17 protein-coding genes are annotated in these 17,642 nt (G+C 67.7%); 9 read left to right on the top strand and 8 right to left on the bottom strand.

Going from position 1 to position 17,642, the window contains the following annotated elements:
- The first annotated feature begins 19 nt into the window (after positions 1-19).
- The gene (locus tag KB879_RS00300; protein WP_153955010.1) at positions 20-571 is read left to right on the top strand and encodes a MarR family winged helix-turn-helix transcriptional regulator; all 552 of its coding nucleotides are present in this window, start codon (positions 20-22) and stop codon (positions 569-571) included.
- A gap of 3 nt (positions 572-574) precedes the next feature.
- On the opposite strand, the gene KB879_RS00295 is transcribed toward KB879_RS00300, so the two are convergent.
- Positions 575-1,810, bottom strand: a complete 1,236-nt coding sequence (locus tag KB879_RS00295; protein ID WP_041227674.1) for an MFS transporter — start codon at positions 1,808-1,810, stop codon at positions 575-577.
- Between the two features lie 127 nt (positions 1,811-1,937).
- On the opposite strand from KB879_RS00295, the gene KB879_RS00290 reads away from it, so the two are divergent.
- On the top strand, positions 1,938-2,810 hold the full coding sequence (locus tag KB879_RS00290) for a helix-turn-helix domain-containing protein (RefSeq protein WP_211980510.1): 873 nt from the start codon (positions 1,938-1,940) through the stop codon (positions 2,808-2,810).
- A gap of 17 nt (positions 2,811-2,827) precedes the next feature.
- Here KB879_RS00290 and KB879_RS00285 read toward each other — a convergent pair whose 3' ends face one another.
- The 3 genes from KB879_RS00285 to KB879_RS00275 all read right to left on the bottom strand — a co-directional run bounded on the left by KB879_RS00285 (position 2,828) and on the right by KB879_RS00275 (position 5,956).
- Positions 2,828-4,075, bottom strand: a complete 1,248-nt coding sequence (locus tag KB879_RS00285) for a M20 aminoacylase family protein (RefSeq protein WP_211980509.1) — start codon at positions 4,073-4,075, stop codon at positions 2,828-2,830.
- Positions 4,076-4,344: 269 nt separating this feature from the next.
- Positions 4,345-5,193, bottom strand: coding sequence for a fumarylacetoacetate hydrolase family protein (locus KB879_RS00280; RefSeq protein ID WP_013955169.1), 849 nt, complete (start codon positions 5,191-5,193; stop codon positions 4,345-4,347).
- Positions 5,194-5,218: 25 nt separating this feature from the next.
- Positions 5,219-5,956 carry a GntR family transcriptional regulator gene (locus tag KB879_RS00275; RefSeq protein ID WP_211980508.1) on the bottom strand — a complete coding sequence of 246 codons (738 nt, stop codon included), beginning with the start codon at positions 5,954-5,956 and terminating at the stop codon, positions 5,219-5,221.
- Positions 5,957-6,144: 188 nt separating this feature from the next.
- Between KB879_RS00275 and KB879_RS00270 the strand changes: the two genes are divergently transcribed.
- From KB879_RS00270 to gstA, 6 genes are all read left to right on the top strand, one after another.
- Positions 6,145-7,443 (top strand): MFS transporter, encoded by a 1,299-nt coding sequence (locus tag KB879_RS00270; RefSeq protein ID WP_013955167.1) that lies wholly within the window; start codon positions 6,145-6,147, stop codon positions 7,441-7,443.
- A 104-nt stretch (positions 7,444-7,547) separates the two neighbouring features.
- Positions 7,548-8,744 (top strand): serine hydrolase, encoded by a 1,197-nt coding sequence (locus tag KB879_RS00265; RefSeq protein ID WP_211980507.1) that lies wholly within the window; start codon positions 7,548-7,550, stop codon positions 8,742-8,744.
- Positions 8,745-8,814: 70 nt separating this feature from the next.
- Positions 8,815-9,543 carry an aspartate/glutamate racemase family protein gene (locus tag KB879_RS00260; protein WP_041227670.1) on the top strand — a complete coding sequence of 243 codons (729 nt, stop codon included), beginning with the start codon at positions 8,815-8,817 and terminating at the stop codon, positions 9,541-9,543.
- A gap of 4 nt (positions 9,544-9,547) precedes the next feature.
- The gene (gene hydA, locus KB879_RS00255; RefSeq protein WP_013955164.1) at positions 9,548-10,969 is read left to right on the top strand and encodes a dihydropyrimidinase; all 1,422 of its coding nucleotides are present in this window, start codon (positions 9,548-9,550) and stop codon (positions 10,967-10,969) included.
- Between the two features lie 31 nt (positions 10,970-11,000).
- Complete coding sequence (locus tag KB879_RS00250) at positions 11,001-11,738, top strand: aspartate/glutamate racemase family protein (RefSeq protein ID WP_013955163.1); 738 nt, start codon at positions 11,001-11,003, stop codon at positions 11,736-11,738.
- A gap of 145 nt (positions 11,739-11,883) precedes the next feature.
- Entirely contained in the window at positions 11,884-12,510 is a 627-nt protein-coding gene (gene gstA, locus KB879_RS00245) for a glutathione transferase GstA (protein WP_013955162.1), read from the top strand.
- Here the strand turns inward: gstA and KB879_RS00240 are convergent, their stop codons facing one another.
- From KB879_RS00240 to KB879_RS00230, 3 genes are all read right to left on the bottom strand, one after another.
- The gene (locus tag KB879_RS00240) at positions 12,511-13,296 is read right to left on the bottom strand and encodes an MBL fold metallo-hydrolase (RefSeq protein ID WP_211980506.1); all 786 of its coding nucleotides are present in this window, start codon (positions 13,294-13,296) and stop codon (positions 12,511-12,513) included.
- A 145-nt stretch (positions 13,297-13,441) separates the two neighbouring features.
- On the bottom strand, positions 13,442-14,086 hold the full coding sequence (locus tag KB879_RS00235; protein WP_211980505.1) for a glutathione peroxidase: 645 nt from the start codon (positions 14,084-14,086) through the stop codon (positions 13,442-13,444).
- Positions 14,087-14,166: 80 nt separating this feature from the next.
- Entirely contained in the window at positions 14,167-15,732 is a 1,566-nt protein-coding gene (locus tag KB879_RS00230) for an MDR family MFS transporter (RefSeq protein WP_249221228.1), read from the bottom strand.
- Between the two features lie 248 nt (positions 15,733-15,980).
- Between KB879_RS00230 and KB879_RS00225 the strand changes: the two genes are divergently transcribed.
- Positions 15,981-17,021 carry an aromatic ring-hydroxylating dioxygenase subunit alpha gene (locus KB879_RS00225; protein WP_211980504.1) on the top strand — a complete coding sequence of 347 codons (1,041 nt, stop codon included), beginning with the start codon at positions 15,981-15,983 and terminating at the stop codon, positions 17,019-17,021.
- Positions 17,022-17,071: 50 nt separating this feature from the next.
- Here KB879_RS00225 and KB879_RS00220 read toward each other — a convergent pair whose 3' ends face one another.
- Complete coding sequence (locus KB879_RS00220; protein ID WP_013955157.1) at positions 17,072-17,512, bottom strand: CBS domain-containing protein; 441 nt, start codon at positions 17,510-17,512, stop codon at positions 17,072-17,074.
- Between the last annotated feature and the right edge of the window lie 130 nt (positions 17,513-17,642).

Raw genomic sequence — 17,642 nt, 5'->3', positions numbered from 1 at the left:
TCCGCACGCCTGCTCCTCGATGACTACCCGCCGCAAACCCGAAGACACGCCTGACCACGTCGACGGCATTCTCGCCCAATGGGCGCGCGAGCGCCCGGACCTGGATGCCTCGCCGATGGGCGTGATCGGCCGGCTGGGACGGCTCAACCGCCATACCAGCCGCGCCATTGAAGCCGCGCTTGGAGAAACCGGCCTGCAGCCGTGGGAATTCGATGTGCTGGCGACGCTGCGGCGCGCGGGGCCGCCGTATGCGCTGTCGCCGGGCGCGCTGATCGGTTCGTTGATGATCACTTCGGGCACCATGACCAACCGGCTCGACCACCTGGAGCGGGCCGGGCTGGTGCGGCGCCAACCCAATCCGGAAGACCGGCGCGGGCTGCTGGTGGAACTGACCGAGGCCGGACGCGAACGCGTCGACCGCGCGCTGGAACTGCACGTGGCCAATGAGCACCGCCTGCTGGCGGACCTGACCGCGGCCGAGCGCGCGCAGCTGGCCGCGCTGCTGCGCCGCTGGCTGCGCATGTTCGAGCCGCCACCGGGCGGTGGCGGCGAAGGCAACGAACCCGCCTGAGCGTCAGGCCCGCTGCGGACGCTCGCGCAGGTCGGGCAGGAAGACCGTCAGCAGGCCCAGCAGCGGCAGGTAGGCGCAGTACTCGTACACCGCGCGGATGCCGTGCGTATCGGCCATGCCCCCCAGCACCGCGGCGCCGATGCCGCCCATGCCGAAGGCAAAGCCGAAGAACAGGCCCGACACCATGCCCACCTTGCCGGGAATCAGCTCCTGCGCGAACACCAGGATCGCCGAGAACGCCGAGGCCAGGATAAAGCCGATGATGAAGGTCAGCACCGTGGTCCAGAACAGGCCCACGTGCGGCAGCATCAGGGTGAACGGCGCCACGCCCAGGATCGACGCCCAGATCACGCGCTTGCGGCCGATGCGGTCGCCGATCGGGCCGCCCAGGATGGTGCCCGCCGCCACCGCGGCCAGGAACATGAACAGGTGCAGCTGCGCGTCCTGGCGCGCCAGCCCGAAGCGCTCCATCAGGTAGAAGGTGTAGTAAGAGGTCAGGCTGGCCATGTAGAAGTACTTGGAGAACACCAGCACCATCAGCACCACCATGGCCCGCACCACCACGCGCGTGGGCACCGGGCTGGCCACCGCGCCCGCGGCCTTGCGCTTGCGCGCGCCCTGCGCCAGCTGGCGCGCATACCAGCCGCCGATGCGCCACAGCACCACCATGCCCACCAGCGCCGCCAGCGAGAACCACGCCAGGCTGGCCTGCTGGTGCACGATCAGCGCGGCCAGCAGCGGCCCCATGGCGCTGCCGCCGTTGCCGCCGACCTGGAAGATCGACTGCGCCAGCCCGTGCTGACCGCCAGAGGCCATGCGCGCCACGCGCGACGACTCAGGGTGGAAGATCGACGACCCCGTGCCGACCAGCGCGGCGGCCACCAGCAGCACGCCGTAGGTCGGCGCCACCGACAGCAGCAGCAGGCCCGCCAGCGTGAACGCCATGGCGATGGCCAGCGAATGCGGCTTGGGATGCTTGTCGGTGTACAGGCCCACCACCGGCTGCAGCAGCGACGCCGTGACCTGGTAGGTCATGGTCAGCAGGCCGATCTGGGTGAAGCTCAGGTTGAAGCCCCCCTTGAGCATCGGATAGATCGCCAGGATCAACGACTGGATCATGTCGTTGAGGAAGTGGGCGAAGCTGATCGCCGACAGCACGCGGAAACCGGTGCGTTCGGCCTGGGGGGATGTCGCGGATGGTGTCGCGCCAGCAGGCGCGGAGTCGATGGTTGTGCTCATTGGCGGCTCTCGACAGACGGAAAGCGGCCAGCGGGGGCGCCGGCCTGGATGGAACTGAGCACCGATGCTAGCTGGCGCCCCGGCGCCTGTCCTGCGAGAATAGGTCCGCAACCTTGGAGAAAAGGACATGCCGCGCGCCCCTCGCCCCCTTTCTGCTTCCGGCGCGGCCCGCCGCCGCGACCAGCATGCGCCCCCCGCCCCCACGCCCGAGACGCTGGCGCTGGGCGACACCTACGCCGAGCCCCCGCCCTACGTCCGCTTCGACCGCAGCCCCCTGCCCGTCACCGCCATGGCCGCCGACTACCTGCCCGGCCACGTGACCAACCCGCACCAGCATCCGCACGCGCAGCTGATCCATGCAGTGCACGGCGTGATGGTGGTGGCCACCGCCGAAGGCCAGTGGATCGTGCCGCCCACGCGCGGCATGTGGATGCCGGGCGGCACCACGCACTGGATCCGCATGGTCGGCCGGGTGCAGATGCGCACCGCCTATATCCGCCCCGATGCCGCGCCCGACCTGCCGCAGCGCTGCACCGTCCTGGGCATCTCAGCGCTGCTGCGCGAGCTGATCCTGGCGGCGATCGACATCCCCCTGCCCTACGCCCCCGACACGCGCGACGCGCGGCTGATGCGGCTGTTGCTCGATGAAGTGATGCTGGTGCCGTCGCTGCCGCTGCACCTGCCGCGCCCGGCCGATGGCAGCCTGCGGCAGATCTGCGATGCCATCACCGGCGCGCCCGCTACGGCGCTGACGCTGGCGGACTGGGGTTCACGGCTGGGGGTGGACCCCAAGACCATCCAGCGCCGCTTTGCGCGTGAAACCGGGATGACCTTCGGGCAATGGCGCCAGCAGGCGCGCCTGCTGGCGGCGCTGGAGAAGCTGGCTGCCGGCAGCAAGGTGGTGGATGTGGCGCTGGACCTGGGCTACGACAGCCCGAGCGCGTTTGCGACCATGTTCAGGCGGCAGTTCGGCGTGCCGCCAAGTGCGTTCTTCCGCTGAGCGGGGCGCCGGGCCGGTCAGCGCGCCAGGTAGCGCTCCACCAGCCGCGTCCAGTAGGCCGCGCCGACGGTCAGGTTATCGTCGTTGAAGTCGTAGCCGGCGTTGTGCAGCAGCGGCTGGTTGGCGCCGTTGCCCAGCCGCACGAAGCAGCCCGGGCGCTGCTGCAGGAAGTAGGCAAAGTCCTCGCTGCCGGCAATGCGCGCGGCCTGGTCCACCACCTTGTCGGCGCCGACCAGCTCCTCGGCCACCTGGCGCGCGAACTCGGTCTCGCGCTCGCTGTTGACCAGCACCGGGTAGCCGCGCACGTAGTCGACCTCGGCCACCGCGCCGTAGCCCTCGGCGTGCGAGGTGGCCAGCTGGCGGATGCGGTTCTCCACCGATGCGCGCACCTCGGGGTTGAACGAGCGCACGCTGATCTCCATGCGCGCATTGTCCGGGATCACATTAGGCGCGTGGCCGGCGTGCAGCGTGCCGATCGTCACCACTGCGGTCTCGTTCGGGTCGACATAGCGCGCCACCACCGACTGCAGCGCCATCACCAGGCTGCCTGCGACCAGGATCGGATCGACCGACTGGTGCGGGCGCGCGGCGTGGCCGCCCTTGCCGCGGATGGTGATGGTGACCGTGTCGCACGCCGCCATGAAGGGGCCCGAGCGGAACAGGAAACTGCCCTGCTCCACCCCCGGATGGTTGTGCAGCCCGAAGATCGCATCGCAGGGAAAGCGCTCGAACAGCCCGTCGGCCAGCATGCGCTCGGCGCCGCCGCCCGCGCCGATTTCCTCGGCCGGCTGGAAGATCAGGTGCACGGTGCCATCAAAGTTGCGCGTGCACGCCAGTTGCTTTGCCGCGCCGAGCAGGATCGCGGTATGGCCGTCGTGGCCACAGGCGTGCATGCGGCCGGCATTGACGCTGGCGTATGGCAGTGCGGTGCGCTCGTGGATCGGCAAGGCGTCCATGTCGGCGCGGATGCCCACGCTGTGCCCGCTGTCGCCGCAGCGCAGGGTGCCCACCACCCCGGTGCCGCCCACGCCGCGCGTGACCGTATAGCCCCACGCCTCCAGCAGGCTGGCGACCAGGCCTGAGGTGCGGACCTCGTCGAAGGCCAGTTCGGGATGCTGGTGGATATTGCGCCGGATGACTTCGAGTTCAGCGCGGCTGTCCAGGGTGTCGGCCAGCGCGCAGTACCGGTGCTTGAGTGGCGACGCGGGGGACGCCGTGAGGGTGGTGCCGAGGTAGGACTCGATTTCGGGGGCGTGCTCAGACATGGTGTTTTGCTCTCTGGCGAAACCTGTATAACCAGTATTTCACGCAGAAAACGCTAGCGAAACGCTAAGTGTGCGTTTACCTGTAAAACCATGTAATCGGGCCCGTTTCGGCACCGGAACTGTTGCCCTAATCGTACGCTTTGTATGGAAACCCAACGCTTTGTGTGAAAGCGTATCGATGGGGAACCATTGCGGATGGTGTATTTGCCCGCAGCAGCGCTGCCGGCATGCGTCACCCCGAAGGGTGACGCGCTGCCATGGCCCTGCCCTCAGCGCTCGCCGTAGGGCACCACCTGCTGCGTCTGCTCGCCCAGCCCGTCCACGCCAAGGCGCATGGTGTCGCCGGCCTTCAGGAAGCGCGGCGGCTTGAAGCCCATGCCCACGCCCGGCGGCGTGCCGGTCGCGATCAGGTCGCCCGGCAGCAGCGTCATGAAGCGGCTGACATAGCTGACCACGGTGGCCACGTCGAAGACCATGGTGGCGGTGCTGCCCTTCTGCACGCGCTCGCCGTTGACCTCCAGCCACAGGCCCAGCGCCTGCGGGTCCGGCACTTCGTCGCGCGTCACCAGCCACGGGCCGGCCGGGCAGAAGGTGTCGCAGCCCTTGCCCTTGTCCCAGGTGCCGCCGCGCTCGATCTGGAACTCGCGCTCCGACACGTCATTGACCACGCAGTAGCCGGCCACGTGGTTCAGCGCCGCTTCGCGCGAGACATTGCGCGCGGTGCTGCCGATGACCACGCCCAGCTCGACTTCCCAGTCGGTCTTCTCCGAGCCGAACGGCAGCATCACCGCGTCGTCGGGACCATTCAGCGAGCTGTTGGCCTTCAGGAACACGATCGGCTCGGCCGGCAGCGGCATGCCGGCCTCGGCGGCGTGGTCGGCATAGTTCAGGCCGATCGCCACGATCTTGCCGACTCCGCTCCAGGGCACGCCATAGCGTGCGCCCTCGATCACCGGGAGCGACGCGGGGTCCACCTGCGCCAACTGCGCCAGCGCCGCCGGCGCCAGCTGCGCCGCGCCGATATCGGCCACCACGCCGGACAGGTCGCGCACGCGGCCTTGCGCATCGATCATGCCCGGGCGCTCGGCGCCGGGGTTGCCTACTCGAACCAGTTTCATCGTCGTCGTTGTCTTCAGGGGTTGTTCAGGCGGATTTCTTGAGCGCGGCGCCAGATGCGCCAGATGCGCCGGTTGCGCCGGCTTCGGCCAGGGTCTGCGCCACCACGCTCAGGACTTCCTTGGCGGTGTTCTCGGAGTGGGCGCGCAACACCTGCGCCAGGCGCGGCCGGCCGGGTTCGCGCAGCGCGGCCATAATGGCCTCGTGTTCCTCATGCGACTCCTGCCAGCGGATGGTATCGGCATTGGCCGCACCGCGCGCACGGTGCACCTTGCTCATCAGCGCGGCATAGACGCCGGCCAGCACCGGATTGGCGGCGCCGTCGATGATCAGCTGGTGGATTTCCTGGTTGATGCGGAAATAGTCGGTGCGCCGGCCGGCGGCATGCGCATCGATCATGGCCAGATGGCGCCGCTCCAGCTTGGCCATGGCCGCCACGCCCAGGCGCTGCGCGGCCAGTTCGCCCGCCAGCGCCTCCAGCCCGTGCAGGGTCTCGAAGGTGGCGCGCAACTCCTCCAGGTCCAGCGGCGCCACGCGGTAGCCGATGTACTGCCGGTGCAGCACCAGCCCCTCGGACACCAGCACCTTCAGCGCCTCGCGCAGAGGCGTCTTGGAGACATCGAAGGTCTCGCAGAAGGCCCGTTCATCGATCCTCGCGCCGGGCGGCAGTTCGCCCTCTTCGATCATGGTGCGCAGCCGGGCGGCGATTTCGGCCGACATGCCGAGCGTGCGCAGGCGCGTGGTTTGGGAAAGCGTTTGTGTCACAGACGTCACCAGAATGGGGAAATGCACCACGACAAGGCTACCACATACCAAAATTGTGCATGCGCAATATCGCAAAATCAATGACTTACACGCGTTGTAATTACAGATTACGTATCCTATACTCCGACCTGTTGCGCAAAACGCCAACAGAACTGCCTCACCCAAGGACTAAAACAGGAGACGCCGTCATGGAGACGACAAGCCGGGCGACAGTGATCACAGAGGCCAAGACCTCGGTGCGCTGGAAGATTTTTTTGATGATGCTGTTCCTCGTCGCGATCAATTACATTGACCGCGCCTCGCTGTCGGTGGCCATGCCACTGATCGCCAAGGAGTTCGACCTCAGTCCCGCCATGCAGGGGCTGATCCTCAGCTCCTTCTTCTGGACTTACGCCTTCATGCAGATCCCGGGCGGCATGCTGGCCGACAAGTACAAGCCGCGCATCGTGATTGCCTGCGCCACCGTGTTCTGGGGCTTCTTCCAGGCGATCGCGGCGGTCTGCACCAACGCCACCTCGCTGCTGATCACCCGGCTCGGGCTGGGCGCCTCCGAAGCGCCGATCTACCCGGCCGGCGGCAAGCTCAACGCCATCTGGATGACGCAGAACGAACGCGGTCGCGGCGCCACGCTGCTTGACGGCGGCGCGCCGCTGGGCGCAGCGCTCGGCTCCCTCATCATTGCCGGGCTGATCAGCGAGCTCGGCTCGTGGCGCATGTCGTTCGTGGTGGCCGGCGTCGGCACCGTGCTCGCCGGCTTCGTGGCGTGGTGGTACATCCGCAATTCGCCGCGCGAACACAGCGGCGTCAATGAACTCGAAGCGCGCCACATCGAGGAAGCACAAGCACGCGAGCACAGCGCCGAGCCGGCCAACCTGTCCGGCCGTTCGCTCGACTTCTTCAAGTACCGCTCGGTGTGGTGCATGGCCATCAGCTGGATGTGCTTCAACGCCGTCTTCTACGGCCTGCTCACCTGGATGCCGACCTACCTGAGCAAGGCCCGCGGCTTTGACCTCAAGACGATGGGCGGCGCAAGCTTCATCATCTTCATGAGCGGCTTCGTCGGCGAACTCGTCGGCGGCTGGATCGCCGACAAGTGGAAGGAAGCCGGCGGCCGCCCCAACGTGGTGATGCGCACGCTGTTCGGCATTGCGGCCGTGGTCGCCACCGTGTCGATCTTTTCGGTGGCCTATGTCACCGACGCGGTGGCCGTGGTGGCGCTGCTCTCCTCCACCCTCTTCTTCCTGCGCTGGTGCGGCCTGTTCTGGTCCGTGCCGTCGATGCTGGCCACCCGCAACAAGATTGGCTTCCTGGGCGGCCTGATGAACCTGGGCGGCAATATCGCCGGCATCAGCGTGCCGATCATCGTTGGCCTGATCGTGCAGGCCACGGGCTCCTACTTCCTGGCGCTGATGTTCTTCGCGGCAGCCGGCGTGGGTCTGTTGTTCGCTTCCACCGCGATCGACTACGAGACCAAGATCCCGGTCTGATCCGCTGCGCAACCCAAGGACCCACACTCAAACATTGCCTCATGCAAGGCAAACCACACACGCTGCGCCGGCCGCTACCGGCGCAGCGGTGGAGGAGACATGTCATGAACAGCTTCCCACGTATGCTGGCAGCCGCCCTGCTCGTGCTGGGCGCAGCGCAGGCGCACGCCGCGCCGGCAGCGCCATCGGCACCTGCCGGTGATGGACTGCCGACCGCACAACCCGAAGCCGTCGGCGTCGATTCAGCAAAACTCGTCGCACTGTCCGAATGGATCCGCCGCGACAAGCTCGACGTACGCAGCCTGCTCGTCATCAAGGACGGCAAGCTGGTGTTCGAGCGCTATGGCGACGGCCTGTCGCGCGACTACAACCACGAGCTGTATTCCGTCACCAAGTTCATCAGCGCCCTGCTGGTCGGCACGCTGGTCGGCGACGGCAAGCTGAGCGCCGAAGACACACCCGCGCAGCGCCTGGCGGCAGCGCGCCCCGACCTCGCCCCGGCACTGGCAGACAAGCAGGCGATCCAGCTGCGCCACCTGATGTCGATGTCCAGCGGCCTGTCGTACAAGCTGGTGGAAGGCACCGACACGCTCTACTACGGCGTGCCGGACCGCCTGCGCGTGGCGGCGACCGCCGCCGTGCGCACCAAGGCCGGCGCCGAGTTCGACTATATCGACGTCAATCCCGTGCTGGTCGGCGCCACCGTCACGCAGGCCGCCGGGCAGCCCGAAGACCAGTACGCCAAGGCGCGCCTGTTCGGCCCGCTCGGCATGAGCCACTACCGCTGGGACGGCGCCGACGGCAAGGGCGCGGTATCGGGCGGCTGGGGCCTGCGGCTGCGCTCCATCGACATGGCCAAGCTCGGCATGCTGATGCTGAACGAAGGTCGCTGGAACGGGCAGCAGATCGTGCCGGCCTCGTGGGTCGCACGCATGACCACGCCTGCGGGTCCGGCGAAGGACTATGGCTTCTACTGCTGGGTCAACAACATCGTGCAGAGTGAGCGCGAGTTCAGCGCGATGGGCTACAAGGGCCAGTTCATCACGGTGCTGCCGAAGCAGAACGCGGTGATCGTGATGAACAGCATCATGTCCACGCAAGGCGGCCTGCGCGATGCGGCGTACCTCGACCTGTACCGGCGCATGGTCAATGACTACGTGCTGCCCGCGCTGCAGGCCGGCAAGTCGGTCAAGCCCGACGCCGCGCGCCAGGCTGCACTGCGCAAGGAACTGGAACTGGCGCGCAGCAGCCAGGGCGTACCCGGCACCGCCCTCGCCTTCAACGACAAACCCGAACAATAAGCAACTGAAGCGGCGCCGCCCCCGACATATCCAGGCGGACGGCGCCCGCTCACTCCTGAGAATGACTGAAATGACCAAGCAAATCCGCCTCGGCATGCTGACCCCGTCTTCCAACACGGCGCTCGAACCGATCACCAGCGCCATGGTCAGCGGCCTGCCCAACGTCAGCGCGCATTTCTCGCGCTTCACCGTGACCGAGATCTCGCTGCGCGACCAGGCCCTGGGCCAGTTCAACCTGGACAAGATCCTGGCCGCCGCCAGCCTGCTGGCCGATGCGCGCGTCGATGTCATCGCCTGGAACGGCACCTCTTCCGGCTGGCTTGGCTTCGACAAGGATGAAGCGCTGTGCAAGCAGATCACCGAAGCCACCGGCATCCCGGCCACCACCTCGGTGCTGGCGCTCAACGAGATCCTGGAAAAGACCGGCGCGCGCAACTTCGGCCTGGCCACGCCGTACCTGGACGATGTGCAGCAGCGCATCATCGCCAACTACGAGCGCAGCGGCTTCAACTGCGTGGCGGAGAGCCACCTGGACCTGCATGTGAACTACAGCTTCGCCGAGGTCGAGGAAGACACCATCCGCGAGATGGTGCGCGGCCTGGCCCAGCACCAGCCGCAGGCCATCACCACCTTCTGCACCAACCTGCGCGCCGCGCACCTGGCCGAAGAACTTGAAGCCGAAACCGGCATTCCGCTGTACGACACCATCTCCACCGTGGTGTGGAAGTCGCTGCGCCTGTGCGGAGTGGACACGCGCGAGCTGCGCGGCTGGGGCCGCCTGTTCCGCGAAGTGGAGTAAGCCGATGTCCGCTCACGACAGCCTCGACCTGGTGATCCGGCGCGCGGACGTGGTCACTGCCTCTGACCGCTTCCGCTGCGATATCGGCGTGCGCAACGGGCAGATCGTCGCGCTCGGCCACGCACTGCCACAAGCCGCGCGCGAGATCGATGCCGATGGCCTGCTGGCGCTGCCCGGCGGCGTCGATGGCCATTGCCACCTCGACCAGCCCATGCCCGACGGCCTGCGCATGGCCGACGACTTCTTCACCGGCACGCGTGCCGCGGTGTGCGGCGGCACCACCACCGTGATCCCGTTTGCCGCGCAGGAAAAGGGTGCATCGCTCAAGGCTGCCGTGGCGGACTACCATCGCCGCGCCGAAGGCCGCGCGGTGATCGACTACGCCTTCCACCTGATCGTGGCCGACCCCACGCCGGCGGTGCTGGCCGATGAACTGCCGACGCTGATCCGCAAGGGCTACAGCTCGTTCAAGGTCTACATGACCTATGACGACCTGAAGCTGTCCGACCGCGAAATGCTGTCGGTGCTGGACGTCGCCAAACAGAACGGCGCGCTGGTGATGGTGCATGCCGAGAACGCCGACTGCATCTCGTGGCTGACCGACAAGCTGGTCGGGGAAGGGCGCATCGCACCGCGCTTCCACGGCCTGGCACGGCCCGCCGCGGTGGAGCGCGAGGCCACGCACCGCGCCATCACCTTTGCCGAACTGGTCGACGTGCCGATCCTGATCGTGCATGTCTCGGGCAAGGAAGCGATCGAGCAGATCCGCTGGGCACAGGGCAGGGGGCTGCAGATCCTGGCCGAGACCTGCCCGCAGTACCTGTACCTGACCGCAGACGACATGGCCCTGCCCGGCGACGACGGCTACGAAGGCGCCAAGTGCGTGTGCAGCCCGCCGCCGCGCGACCCGGAGAACCAGGCCGCGGTCTGGCGCGCGCTGACCAATGGCGTGTTCAGCGTGTTCTCGTCAGACCATGCACCGTTCCGCTATGACGACCCGCAAGGCAAGCAGCCGGGCGGCGAACGGCCTTCGTTCGAGCATATCCCCAACGGCGTGCCGGGCATCGAGACGCGCCTGCCGCTGCTGTTCGACGGCGTGGCGCGCGGCAAGCTGTCGCTGCACCAGTTTGTCGAGCTGACCTCGTGGCGGCCGGCACGGCTGTATGGCCTGTATCCGCGCAAGGGCACCATCGCCATCGGCGCGGATGCGGACATCGTGCTGTGGGACCCGAACAAGCGCGTGCAGATCCGCAACAGCGCGCTGCACCACGCGGTGGACTACACGCCGTACGAAGGCATCGAAGTGACCGGCTGGCCGGTGCATTGCTTCTCGCGCGGCGAGATGCTGGTGCGCGATGGCCAGTACCAGGAACCCCAGGCCGGCCGCGGGCAGTTCCTGCCGGCGGGCGCGCCGATGCTGGGCTGATCGCCAAGCCTGCAGCCAACCTACTCCGACCATGAAACTCCTGATCGTCAATCCCAATATCAGCGAATCCGTTACGGCGCTGATCGAGGCGGAAGCGCGGCGCACCGCCGCCGCCACCACCACGCTGCAGATGGCCACCGCGGCCTTCGGCGTGGCCTATATCGAAACCCGCTTCGAGGCGCTGGTCGGCGGCTATGCCACCGCCTGCGCCGCCGCGGAACACGCCGGCCAGTTCGACGGCCTGGTGGTCGCCGCGTTCGGCGACCCCGGCCTGGCCGGCCTGAAAGAGCTGTTCGACGTCCCTGTCGTCGGCATGACCGAAGCCGCGCTGGCCAGCGCCTGCCTGCTGGGGCAGCGCTTCTCTATCATCGCGATCTCGCACCGCATCCAGGCGTGGTACCGCGAATGCGTGGCGGCCAACGGCCTGTCGTCGCGGCTGGCCAGCGTGCGCTCGCTGCAGGAGCCCCTGCGCGATATCGGCAGCGTGCAGGAAGACCATGCCGCGCGGCTGGAACAACTGGCCCTGCAAGCCATCGAGCAGGACGGCGCCGACGTGATCATCGTCGCCGGCGCGCCGCTGGCGGGACTGGCACGCTCGCTGCAAGGGCGCATCCCGGTACCGGTGGTGGATGGCGTGTCGAGCGCGGTGCGGCATTGCGAATCGCTGGTGGCCCTGCGCGCCGGCAGCGCCACGCAGGGCAGCTTCGCGCGGCCGCCGCGCAAGCCCAATGCCGGCCTGCCGCCGGCGCTGGCAAAGCTGCTCGACTGAGCGCAACCGAGCGCAAACTGAGCCCTGTGCAAATCTGCAATGCGCGTCCGCAAGGACGCGCATTGCTGCATAAGGGGGGCGATCCTAGACTGCCTGCACGGCCGCCGCATGGCGTGGCGGCCAGGCATACCACTACAGGATCGCAATGAAGCTCTACTACACTCCGGGCGTCTGCTCGATGGCCGTCCATATCGCCCTGCGCGAAGCCGGCCTGCCGGTCACGCTGGCCAAAGTCGACCTGCTCCACCACAAGCTGGCCGTGCCTGAAAACGGCACCGACGACTACTACACCATCAACCCGCGCGGCTACGTGCCGCTGCTGCAGCTCGACGACGGCTCGCGCCATACCGAAGCGGCATCGCTGCTGCAATACATCGCCGACCTGGTGCCCGAACGCGCGCTGCTGCCCGCCGCGGGCACGCGCGAGCGGCTGGAAGCCACCGGCTGGATCACGCTGGTCTCAACGGAACTGCACAAGGTCTTCAGCCCGTGGCTGTGGCACAAGGAAACCGCGCAGAGCACGGTAGAGGCCTGCAAGGCCAAGCTGCAACTGCGCTTTGCTGAGCTCGACAAGCACCTGCAGGGCCGCCAGTACCTGACCGGCGACACCTTTACTGTGGCCGACGCCTACTGCTTCACCATCCTAGGCTGGGCCCGCATGCTGATGATGCCGCTGACGGCATACCCCACTCTACAGGACTACCTGTCGCGCATCGCCGCGCGGCCGGCGGTGCAGGAAGCCATGCGCGCCGAAGGGCTCGTGCGCGACTGATCAGCGCATGGCGGGTGCGGGCACGCGATAGTGGTCCTGCGTCAGCAGGTCCAGCCCGCACGCCAGCGCGTCGATCCAGTCAATAAAGCGCGCCACCATGTGCTTGCCGCGAAACGACGGCCCGTGCTGCGGCACGATCCATTCGATATCCATCGACCGCGCCATGGCTGCCCACAGCCGGCACGCGCGGCTGCCGCTCATGTAGCGCTGGTGGAACGGCAGCATCAGGCGAGTATGCGCATCGAAATCCGTCACCGTGGTGCCGGCCGTTTTGGCGCCTGTCATGGCCGCGCCGAGATCGCCCGAGAACAGGATCTTGCTGATCGGATCGTAGAACTGGAAATTGCCTTCGGAATGCAGGAAGTGCGCTGGCACCGCGACCAGGGAGCTGTGCCCGAGCGGGATATGCATGCCCGCATCGGGAATCGTCACGATGCGCCCTGCCGTCTTGCCGGCCTGGCAGAAATGCGGCAGGAAGCGCGCCCACACGCTGGAAATCAAGATGCGGCAGTCAGAGCCCGTCAGCCAGCGTCCGACCGATGCGACGATGTCCGGATCGGCATGCGAAGCCAGCACGTAGTCGAGTTGCTTGGGCGGAAAGTAGCGGCTGATGGTGAGATACAGCTCGCTGTAGGTCATCTGCCCGCCGGGATCGATCAGCGCGCCATGCCCGTGGTCGACGACCAGGAACTGGTTGGTCTGCACCGCTTCGCCATGCGCTTCCTCGACCAGGTCGGTGAACATCAGGCAGGTGTGCCCGTCCCCGTCGTACAACGTGATTCCCATTGCCTCGCTCCGCTCGTCGCAAGCGGCGACGTTACTCAGCGAATCCCGTTGCAAACTTGATGCAAATCAATGGGGGAGGGAACACGCGCCCCCCAGCGGCCGGACTGTCGTCAGGGGTGTACACCCCGGCCGGGCGTCGCGCGCGTCAGCGCGGGCTGGCCAGCAGTTCTTCGATCATGGCGACGAACTGCTTGTCGTCAGGCGTGGTCTTGCTGTTGTAGCTGCCCACCACCTGGCCGTTGCGACCGATCAGGTATTTGTAGAAGTTCCACTTGGGCGCGGTGCCGGTTTCCTTCGCCAGCAGCGCGTACATCGGGTTGGCCTCGCTGCCGCGCACGTGCGACTTGCCCAGCATCGGGAACTTGACGCCGTAGGTGTTGTAGCAGAAGTCCGCGATCTGCTTCTCCGAGCCGGGCTCCTGCGAGAAATCGTTCGACGGGAAGCCCAGCACGACCAGGCCGCGGTCACGGTACTTGCTGTAGAGCGCCTCCAGCCCTTCGTACTGGGGCGTGAAGCCGCAGTAGCTGGCGGTGTTGACCACCAGCACGACCTTGCCCGCGTACTGGCAGAGGTTTTGCGGGGCTTCATCCTGCAGGCGCGGGAACTTGAAGTTGAGCGACGCCGGGCAGGCGCCTGTTGCCTGCGGTGCAGGCGCGGCGGCCGGCTTGTCGGCGGCGCGGGCAGGGTGCGGCAATAGCGCGGCGCCGGCTGCGGCCAGCACCAGCGCGCCGGCGAGGGCGGCCGGGCGCAGTTGTCGGAGTGTGGCGGACGAGGGGAAACGACGAGTCATGGCGATGAGGCTCCGGAAGGCGGCTCGCTGTATCGGGTACGCCATAGTCTACGCCGGTAGCGGCTTTCCGGCAGGCCGGCTCAATCCATCGCCAGCGTGGCGGCGTGTTCGGTGACGCTGCCGCGCAGCTCCAGGTCCGGCATGCGGCGCACGATCAGCAGTGCCAGCACCGCCGCCGCCGCGCCCGCGGCAAAGATCAGGTGGAAGCCCGACTCTACGCCGCCCGCCAGCACCGCGCGCACGGACGGCGACAGTTGCGCAAAGGCCTCGCTGCCGTGGCGCAGCGCGCCCAGGTCCAGCGCCTGCGTGACCCCCGATGCCGCCAGCGCATGGCGGAATTCCAGCGTCAGCAGCGTACCAGCCAGCGCCCCACCGATCGCACTGCCTAGGGAGCGCAGCACCAGCAGCGCGCCGGTGCCGGCGCCGGTATCGCGGCGCTCGAGCACGTTCTGCACACTGATCAGCGTCGACACCATGGTCATGCCCAGGCCCACGCCGGCCAGCGTCATCGCCGCCAGCACCACGGCCAACGGCATCGCGGGGGTCACCAGCGCCAGCACGATCAGCCCCAGCGCGGCAGCGATATAGCCGCCCGTCAGGATGCCGCGCATGCGGCCCACGCGGGGCGCCAACCACGCGACGATAAAGTTGCCCGCCACGGTGGCCAGCAGGAACGGCATCACCAGCAGGCCGGAGGTCGATGCATCGGCGCCACGCACCAGCTGGAAGTGCAGGGGCAGGGCAAAGATGCACAGGAAGATATCGAGCGCGGCCAGCGCCGAGGCGGCCACGCCCATCACATAGGCACGGTTGGCAAACAGGCGCGGCGGCAGCATCGGGTCCGCGGCGCGGCGCTCCTGCCAGGTCAGCAGGACCACGGCGGCCACGGCGGCCAGGAGCAGGGCGCCCAGCTCTGGCGAGAGCCAGTCGTAGACGTCGCCGCCCCAGCTCATCGCCAGCAGGAAGGCGACGATGGCCACCGCCAGCAGCAGCGCCCCCGGCCAGTCCACGCGCGCACGCCCGCCACGCGGCGGCAGCATGGCCAGCCCGCGGTAGCACATCAACATCGCCAGCAGGCCCAGCGGCACGTTGACCCAGAACAGCCAGCGCCACGACATATGGTCAGAGACCCAGCCGCCCACCAGCGGCCCGGCGATCGACGCCACCGCCCACACCGTGGCCAGGTAGCCCTGGTAACGCCCGCGCTGGCGCGGCGCCACCACATCGGCAATGGCCGCCTGCGCCAGCGACATCAGGCCGCCGCCGCCCACGCCCTGCAGCGCGCGGAACAGGATCAGCTGGCCCAGCGTCTGCGCCAGCGCGCATGCCACCGAGGCGCCGATAAACAGCGTGATCGCCACCATCAGCAGGCGCCGCCGGCCAAAACTGTCCGACAGCTTGCCGTACAGCGGCGTGGTCACCGTCGACACGATCAGGTACGCCGTCACGATCCACGACAGGTGGCTGAAGCCGTTCAGGTCATTGGCGATCGCCGGCACCGCCGGGATCACCACGGTCTGGTCGAGCGCGGCCAGCAGGATGCACAGCACGATGCCGCCGATCACCCGCATCACGGCGCGATGGTCGTGGGCGGGCAGGGCCGGCGTGGTGTCCCGGGCGGATGCGGCAGAAGAGGGGGAAGACATGGGCAGGCACGAGACCGCAGCGGTGTGCGGTGAAAGCAACGTCAAATGCAGGGAATATCGGCCAGGAACCGCGTGAGAGGGGCGTGGCGCCATCGCGGGAGGCCTAATTCAGCGAACGCATAATTATATGCGGCCAGCAAATATCGTGCTTGCGACGCAGGGCGATTGAAACGTCACTTGCGCGACACGATCAGGGCACCACAGTCGATGCAAGATCACATCACCGCTATCGAAGGTAAGATTTCGTCATGACCGAGACCCCACGACAAGCAACAGGTCAGGCCCCCGATGCGGCCGGGCCCGAACTGGGCCAGTGGCACCCCGTGCTGGCGATCGAACAGGCCCGCGGTGACGGCCCCTTCCCAGCCCGGCTCTTTGGCCGCGCGCTGGTGCTGTGGCGCAACGCCGACGGCTGGCACGCCTGGGATGACCGCTGCCCGCACCGCGGCGCGGCTTTCACGCTGGGCGCCGTGCGCGACGGCCTGCTGCATTGCGGCTATCACGGCTGGCGCTTTGCATCCGGCGGGCGCTGCACGCGCTATCCCGCCCACCCGGAACTGGTGCCCGCCCCGCGCGCCTGCGCCACCACGCACGCGGTGCGCGAGGGCTACGGGGTGTTATGGGTGCGTCTTGGCGGCGACGGCACCGAGGCCGTGCCCGAACTGCCGCCCTTCCCCGAGTACGACGACGCCGAATGCCGCCACGTGGTCTGCGGCCCCTACGACGTTGCCACCTCGGCACCACGGCTGGTGGAGAACTTCCTCGACATGGCGCACTTCGGCTATGTCCACGACGGCTACCTGGGCGACCCGGCGCACACCGAAGTGCCGCCCTATGAAGTGGAAGCCATCGACGATGCGCGCAAGCCCGACGCGCTGCGCGCAATCGGCTGCCGCGCCTGGCAGCCGCGCGCGCACGCCAGCGCCGCCGGCGGAGCCATGGTCGAGTATGAATACCGCGTGGTCGCGCCCTATGCCGCGATCCTGACCAAGATGCCCGACCTTGGCGACAACCATCGCGGCGCCATCGCGCTGTTTATCGGCCCGCGGGACGAGGAATCGAGCCGCGTGTGGTTCGTGATGTCACTGGTGACGGAGGATGACGACGCCAGCCTGCGCGAATTCCAGGACACCATCTTCCTGCAGGACAAGCCGATCGTGGAATCGCAGCAGCCGCGCCGCCTGCCGTTGCGCACCGGCGTGGAGGTGCCGCAGCCGGCGGACAAGCTGGCAGGTGCGTACCGGCGCTACCTGGCGGCGCACGGGGTGAAGTTCGGCACGCTGGGCTAGTGGACGGGGCGGGCGCATCCCGTGCGACCTGGCCCCCGAACACGACAGGCCTAACGCCCGCCGCCAGTGATGTAATGCTCCAGCTGCTCGATGATGAACTGCTGCTCGGAGATGATGTCCTTCACCAGGTCGCCGATCGACAGCATGCCGATCAGCTCCTCGCCCTCCATCACCGGCAGGTGGCGCAGCCGGTGCCGGGTCATCAATGCCATGCATTCGTCGGTGGTCTGGCTGGCGCCGACGTAGATCACCGCGTTGGTCATGATGTCGCGCACCAGCGTCTCGCGCGAGGTGCGCTGCATCAGGATCACCTTGCGCGCGTAGTCGCGCTCGCTCACGATCCCCTGGATCGCGCCATGCTCGATCACCAGCAGCGCGCCGATGCCTTTCTCCGCCATCAGCTGCAGCGCGGCATAGACGGTCGCCGTGGGCGGGACGCTGTAAATGGCCTGACTCGGCTTGGACTCCAGAACCTGGCGTGCGGTTTTCATCACCAACTCCTTTTCGGTCGACAATGCAATGCGGCTGGCGGTGCCTGCTTGGGCGCCAATGCAATCAGAGTAGCAAAGTAACGCCCGCCGTTACAGGGTGACTTACGCGAATCTTTGTAAGCAAGGTTGT

Origin of the sequence: Cupriavidus sp. KK10 (assembly GCF_018223725.1) — a bacterium.
Lineage (GTDB): Bacteria > Pseudomonadota > Gammaproteobacteria > Burkholderiales > Burkholderiaceae > Cupriavidus > Cupriavidus necator.
This window is presented reverse-complemented; position numbering and strand designations above follow the sequence as displayed.

Excerpts from the sequence above, each read along its gene's own strand:
- KB879_RS00280 (WP_013955169.1), bottom strand. The coding sequence starts at position 5,193 with ATGAAACTGGTTCGAGTAGGCAACCCCGGCGCCGAGCGCCCGGGCATG.
- KB879_RS00250 (WP_013955163.1), top strand. The coding sequence starts at position 11,001 with ATGAAACTCCTGATCGTCAATCCCAATATCAGCGAATCCGTTACGGCG.
- KB879_RS00235 (WP_211980505.1), bottom strand. The coding sequence starts at position 14,086 with ATGACTCGTCGTTTCCCCTCGTCCGCCACACTCCGACAACTGCGCCCG.
- KB879_RS00285 (WP_211980509.1), bottom strand. The coding sequence starts at position 4,075 with ATGTCTGAGCACGCCCCCGAAATCGAGTCCTACCTCGGCACCACCCTC.
- KB879_RS00225 (WP_211980504.1), top strand. The coding sequence starts at position 15,981 with ATGACCGAGACCCCACGACAAGCAACAGGTCAGGCCCCCGATGCGGCC.
- KB879_RS00260 (WP_041227670.1), top strand. The coding sequence starts at position 8,815 with ATGACCAAGCAAATCCGCCTCGGCATGCTGACCCCGTCTTCCAACACG.
- KB879_RS00295 (WP_041227674.1), bottom strand. The coding sequence starts at position 1,810 with ATGAGCACAACCATCGACTCCGCGCCTGCTGGCGCGACACCATCCGCG.
- KB879_RS00300 (WP_153955010.1), top strand. The coding sequence starts at position 20 with ATGACTACCCGCCGCAAACCCGAAGACACGCCTGACCACGTCGACGGC.
- KB879_RS00265 (WP_211980507.1), top strand. The coding sequence starts at position 7,548 with ATGAACAGCTTCCCACGTATGCTGGCAGCCGCCCTGCTCGTGCTGGGC.
- gstA (WP_013955162.1), top strand. The coding sequence starts at position 11,884 with ATGAAGCTCTACTACACTCCGGGCGTCTGCTCGATGGCCGTCCATATC.
- KB879_RS00220 (WP_013955157.1), bottom strand. The coding sequence starts at position 17,512 with ATGAAAACCGCACGCCAGGTTCTGGAGTCCAAGCCGAGTCAGGCCATT.
- hydA (WP_013955164.1), top strand. The coding sequence starts at position 9,548 with ATGTCCGCTCACGACAGCCTCGACCTGGTGATCCGGCGCGCGGACGTG.
- KB879_RS00290 (WP_211980510.1), top strand. The coding sequence starts at position 1,938 with ATGCCGCGCGCCCCTCGCCCCCTTTCTGCTTCCGGCGCGGCCCGCCGC.
- KB879_RS00270 (WP_013955167.1), top strand. The coding sequence starts at position 6,145 with ATGGAGACGACAAGCCGGGCGACAGTGATCACAGAGGCCAAGACCTCG.
- KB879_RS00230 (WP_249221228.1), bottom strand. The coding sequence starts at position 15,732 with ATGTCTTCCCCCTCTTCTGCCGCATCCGCCCGGGACACCACGCCGGCC.
- KB879_RS00240 (WP_211980506.1), bottom strand. The coding sequence starts at position 13,296 with ATGGGAATCACGTTGTACGACGGGGACGGGCACACCTGCCTGATGTTC.